We start from the raw sequence: 3889 nt of genomic DNA on the forward strand, positions 1-3889 counted from the left end.
GGGTGAAGGGGGGCAATTACCTGGGAAGAAGGTGAGTCCTTACATTGCCATGTTGCGGCGATCGAAACCTGGAGTAACCTTGATTTCGCCGCCGCCTCACCATGACATTTATTCGATTGAAGATTTGGCGCAGTTGATTTTTGACCTGCACCAAATCAATCCCAAAGCACCTGTATCGGTGAAGTTGGTAGCAGAAATCGGCATCGGGACTGTAGCGGCTGGTGTGGCCAAGGCAAATGCAGATATTATCCAAATTTCCGGTCACGATGGCGGTACCGGTGCATCGCCACTGAGTTCCATTAAACACGCAGGTTCCCCCTGGGAACTCGGATTGACAGAAGTACATCGGGTGCTGATGGAAAATCAACTGCGCGATCGCGTTATCCTCCGCGTTGATGGCGGCTTCAAGACCGGATGGGATGTGGTGATGGGTGCCTTAATGGGCGGCGAAGAATACGGTTTCGGCTCGATCGCCATGATTGCGGAAGGCTGCATCATGGCGCGGATCTGCCACACAAATAACTGCCCTGTCGGAGTGGCGACGCAGCAAGAGGCGCTGCGGAAGCGGTTTACTGGTATACCTGCACACGTCGTTAATTTCTTCTACTTTGTAGCAGAAGAAGTGCGGAGTATTCTGGCGCGTTTGGGGTATCGATCGCTGCAAGAAGTCATCGGACGGGCTGACTTGCTCAAAACAAGAGACAGTATCCAGTTAACCAAAACCCAATCCCTGAATCTGGATTGTTTGCTGCAATTACCGGATACGCGATCGAATCGTAACTGGTTAAACCACGAAGCCGTTCACAGCAACGGTGTTGTTTTGGACGACCAACTGTTGCAAGACGCCCAGATTCAAGCCGCTATCCGCGATCGAGGCGAATACAGCAAGACACTGCGGGTGGTGAATACAGACCGCACCGTTGGGGCGAGACTCGCGGGTGCGATCGCATCCCAATACGGCAATAATGGGTTTAGCGGTCAAATTACCCTCAACTTTGTCGGTTCTGTGGGGCAAAGCTTTGGTGCATTCAACCTACCGAACATGACTTTGCGTCTGGAAGGAGAAGCGAATGACTATGTAGGCAAAGGTATGCACGGAGGCGAAATTATCATCCAGCCACCAACCGACGCCACCTACGACCCATCCGGGGCAGCGATCGTCGGTAACGTCTGTATGTACGGTGCAACTGGCGGCACATTGTTTGCCAAAGGTCAAGCTGGCGAACGCTTTGCAGTCCGGAACTCCGCAGGCATTGCAGTCATTGAAGGCGCGGGCGACCACTGCTGCGAGTACATGACTGGCGGTATTGTGGTCGTCCTCGGCAAAGTCGGTCGCAACGTGGGCGCTGGAATGACAGGCGGTCTGGCTTACTTCCTCGACGAAGATAACAGTTTCGCCCAAAAAGTCAACCCCGAAATTGTCAAGTTTCAACGGGTGATATCGCCCGTAGGAGAAGCGCAATTGCAGGAACTCATCCAAGCTCATGCCGATCGCACTGGTAGCCAAAAAGCTATGACGATTCTGGAGAAATGGACAGAATATTTACCCAAATTCTGGCAAGTTGTGCCTCCTTCAGAAGCTGATTCTCCAGAGGTAAATCCATCTGTTGAAACGCTGGAAAGTTTGAAAGTTTAATTGCCAACATAGAAGTCGGGTTTCTTCAACAAACCCGACTTCTCAGAAAATGTCAGACCATCAAACCTAATTCCGATCGTTGATTGGGCTCTCCCGTTTTGTGGTGATGAGATAAATGTATTTAATCGGGAAGTGAATTGGGCACGGGCAATAATTTCAATTGTGACTCTCCCTCGTTCATTTCTTGAGCTTTCATTTCTAAAAGATCGGGGATGGTGACAAATTCAAAACCTTGCTGTTTTAACTTATCAATTATTTCCGGTAAAGCCTTCACCGTCGCCGAATGATTGCCGCCACCATCGTGCAATAATACAATATCGCCGGATTTGGCTTTACGAAGTACATTTTTGACTAATTGGTACGCAGGCAGTGGGCGATAATCCATCGGGTCATTTGACCACTTGACGATGGCATAGTTTTTCTCCTTCGCATAATCTGCCGGCCCATTGTTCAACAGACCGCCAGGAGGACGAAATAAAAATGTTTTTACTCCTGTTGTTTTGTAAATCAGTTCTGCCGTGTCTTCTATTTCTTTAGCTGCTTGACTGGGATTCATTTTTCGGTAAGAATGACTCCAAGTGTGGTTAGCGATCGCGTGTCCTTCGTTTACTACTTGTTGGGCTATTTGTGGAAAATATTTGACGCAACGACCGACCCAAAAAAAAGTCGCTTTGATATTGTTTTTCTTTAAAATTTCTAGCACTTGCAAAGTCGTTTTAGGCCAAGGGCCATCATCAAAAGTGAGGGCAATCAGTTTCTTTTCACCCAGAATTGGCATCTTTTCCAGCATTTTACCTTGAAACTGGGTAGGAACTGTAAAAATTTTGCCTTCTTCGTCTGCTGGATATTTTCCCTCATTGTAGGAGGGAAGAGACTCTGCTCCTACTTGAACGTGAGGTTGAACGATCGGAAATTGTAGGTTTTGGATTACTTTTTGTTGCCGAACAACTTCTGAATCTAAATTTTGCTGTTGAGTTATTGGCAATCGCCCAGGCGCGACAGCAGATATCACCACAGTCTCGCGAGAACCTTCTTTGACAGACAAGTTAAGACCGATCGCAAAACTACAAACAGCCGCTACTAGGGTAACGAACACCAAAACCTTCTTAAACATACAGTTAGACTCGATCGCGTGATGTCTGCTTGGACTCCTGTCCGATATACTGAGAAATTGGGCGCAGCTTGCAATATTGCTCCTTTAAATGCCAAATTTTGAGATGTCATCGTTTGCAAATATTCTCAGCCAATCTATAAGCTGAAATTTTACGGGGGCGAGCCTGGAAGCGAATCGAAGTTATCGTTAGCAAAAATTAACTGCTGATGGCTGATTACCTGAATTTCGAGGTATTAACCATTAGCAGTTACCATAGCTCTAGGTTTTGGATTAATTAGCCAAGGTCGAGCTTTGTCCTTCCACTTTCTCCCGGTAGAGGGTAATAATGCGATCGGTAACTTCAGCGATACTAAGACCATCAGTTTGGATTTCAATGGCATCAGGTGCTTTTCGTAACGGCGCTATATTACGGTTGCTATCTTTCCAATCCCGTTCGGAAAGGTTTTGCTGCATCTGTTCCAAACTCAAATCTGCCTCACCTCGATTTTTGAGATCTTGTTGACGGCGACGGGCTCGTTCTTGCACCGAAGCAGTCAAGAAGATTTTGAGTTCGGCATCGGGGAAAACATGAGTGCCGATATCGCGACCTTCAATCACAATACCTCCTTTCTCACCCCAGCGCTGCTGCTGTTTGACTAGCTCTTGGCGGACGGGAGTCTGGGCAGCGATCGCAGAAACGTGAGAGGTTATTTCTAGGCTGCGTATGGCTTGCGTTACTTCTTGGCCATTTATCCATACGCGAATAGGAGCTTGAGGTTCATCCCCCATACCCAATTCAATATCGCACTTACTGACAATTTCGGCGATTGCTGGTTCATCTTCTATAGAAATACCAGATTCCAAAACCAGCCACGTCACCGCTCGATACATAGCGCCCGTATCCAGGTATAGCAGCTTCAAAGCCTGCGCTACCTGACGGGCTACGGTAGATTTTCCCGCCCCAGCAGGGCCATCGATTGCCACAATCGGCTGACGGTTTCTCAGAATAATGTTGTCAATGAGGCGGGTAGTGCCCAACCTGGCAGCGAGGGCCAAAAGTCCAACCTCCTCAATTTGTTGTAAAGGCATCAGCGTCGTCGGATCTACTAACTCAATATATTCGGGCTCAATCGCTTGAACCGTTGCCAATTCTAGCTTAG

Annotated in this window: 3 protein-coding genes; 1 reads left to right on the top strand and 2 read right to left on the bottom strand. The window is 47.9% G+C overall.

What is annotated here, in order from left to right; all coding sequences use genetic code 11:
• Window positions 1–1636 (top strand): glutamate synthase-related protein (locus tag H6S82_RS22415; protein WP_242057071.1); only part of this gene is annotated, 1636 nt, incomplete at its 5' end.
• Window positions 1637–1757: 121 nt separating this feature from the next.
• Here the strand turns inward: H6S82_RS22415 and H6S82_RS22420 are convergent.
• Window positions 1758–2750, bottom strand: a complete 993-nt coding sequence (locus H6S82_RS22420; protein WP_190475508.1) for a polysaccharide deacetylase family protein — start codon at window positions 2748–2750, stop codon at window positions 1758–1760.
• Between the two features lie 270 nt (window positions 2751–3020).
• Window positions 3021–3889 (bottom strand): (d)CMP kinase (gene cmk / locus H6S82_RS22425; protein WP_191056728.1); only part of this gene is annotated, 869 nt, incomplete at its 5' end.

Source organism: Planktothrix sp. FACHB-1355 (genome assembly GCF_014748295.1).
In the GTDB taxonomy this organism is placed as follows: Bacteria; Cyanobacteriota; Cyanobacteriia; order Cyanobacteriales; family Aerosakkonemataceae; genus Aerosakkonema; species Aerosakkonema funiforme_A.